This is a genomic window from Alkalibacterium sp. 20, assembly GCF_001885615.1.
In the GTDB taxonomy this organism is placed as follows: domain Bacteria; phylum Bacillota; class Bacilli; order Lactobacillales; family Carnobacteriaceae_A; genus Alkalibacterium.
In genome coordinates this window covers 1-1,673 of sequence record NZ_LSRN01000096.1, presented here as the reverse complement: position 1 = coordinate 1,673, position 1,673 = coordinate 1, and the positions used below count along the sequence as shown (strand labels likewise).

The 1,673-nt window shown below is 39.2% G+C and carries 1 protein-coding gene; it reads left to right on the top strand.

From position 1 onward, the window contains the following. Nucleotides 1-280: 280 nt before the first annotated feature. On the top strand, nt 281-1,621 hold the full coding sequence (locus tag AX762_RS11910) for an NAD(P)/FAD-dependent oxidoreductase (protein WP_071849326.1): 1,341 nt from the start codon (nt 281-283) through the stop codon (nt 1,619-1,621). Nucleotides 1,622-1,673: the final 52 nt, after the last annotated feature.

Below are 1,673 nucleotides of genomic sequence, written 5' to 3'. Positions count from 1 at the left end.
CAATGGATGAATGACTACCCACGGAAAATACTCGGTTATCAAACGCCTCATAGGTGTTTTGCCAATGCTCTCCGCTCTTTGTCCCAAGTGGCCTAAGCGCGATAGTGCTTAACGAATAACTATGACCATTTACGTTAATCAATTAAAGAACTACTATTTTAAGCAAAGATACATTTGGTAAACTAGGTGGCTAACTTAAACTTGAAATTTACAAAATTAATTTATATAAATATTTCTCTTTTGAGTTATAAAAAATATGAAAAATTGGAGATGATTCTTAATGAAAAAGATATATGATGTTGTCGTGATCGGCAGTGGTGTTGCTGGGAAATCAACTGCTTTTGGATTAGCTTATGCCGGAAAAAAAGTAGCGATCGTGGAAGCAGATTTGTGGGGAGGCACTTGTCCAAACCGAGGGTGCGACCCAAAAAAAGTTTTAGTTTCTGCCGTAGAGGTTAGAAACAAAGCAATGCATTTGATGGGAAAAGGAATAAATAAAGTTCCTGAGATCGACTGGCCAGACTTGATGGCTTTCAAAAAAACATTCACTGATCCCGTTCCTGAACAAAGTAAAGAAAGCTTGAAATCGGCTGGTATTGAGACATATACTGGTATTGCCGAATTTGTGGATCAGCTAACTATACAAGTGAATGATGATTTGCTTGAAGCCGGTCAATTTGTCATTGCAACAGGAGCACGTCCCAACTTACTTGATATTACGGGGTACGAACATTTCCTTACGAGTGATGATTTTCTTTCACTTCCAGAAATGCCAGATACCGTCACTTTTATTGGTGCGGGTTATATTGCATTTGAATTCGCAGCTATTGCTAATGCTGCAGGAGCAGACGTTCATGTTATACAGCACAACAACCAACCACTTGGGGAATATGACCAGGAATTCGTAAAAGAAGTCATGACACAACTTGAAGCTAAGGGCGTAACATTTCATTTAAATACTGGTGTCACAAAGATCGAGAAAAAATCCACTGGTTATGTTTTAACCGACAATAATGGTTTCCAGTTGGCCACAGATTTAGTGTTTGGCACAACTGGTCGAATACCAAATACAGAAAATCTGAAACTGGACAAGGTCAAAGTTGAATATGATAAAAGAGGTATCAAAGTGGACGACCGCCTACAGACAAGTAACCCGTCTATCTTTGCTATCGGAGATGTCCTTTCTAAAAAACAACCAAAACTGACTCCTGTTTCAAGTCTGGAAGCCAGCTACCTCGTTTCACTGCTTACTGAGAAGACTACAGAGCCATTATCCTATCCAAGCGTCCCAAGCATTGTATTTTCTAGCCCGAAATTGGCTCAAGTAGGTGTAACGGTTGAAGAGACCAAAAATAACGGGAATAAATATGAAATTTCAGACCTAGACACGACCACCTGGTTTAGTTACCTTAGAACAAATGAACCCGTATCAAAAGCCAAAATGATTACAGATAAAGAGTCTGGTCTTCTGGTGGGTGCAACTTGTTTGAATGATGAGGCGGATGAGTTAATAAATCATTTCAGCCTGCTGATCAATAGAAAAATTACAGCAACTGATCTTGCAGATATGGTATTCGCTTATCCAGCAATCGCTAGTGATCTGCCTTATTTTTATTCTTGATTGTACTAATCGATAAAAAGCCCGCTAGAACCGAATAATATCGGTTCTAGCG

Bases quoted from the DNA above. Each gene is read 5' to 3' on its own strand.
- AX762_RS11910 (WP_071849326.1), top strand. From the start codon at position 281: ATGAAAAAGATATATGATGTTGTCGTGATCGGCAGTGGTGTTGCTGGG.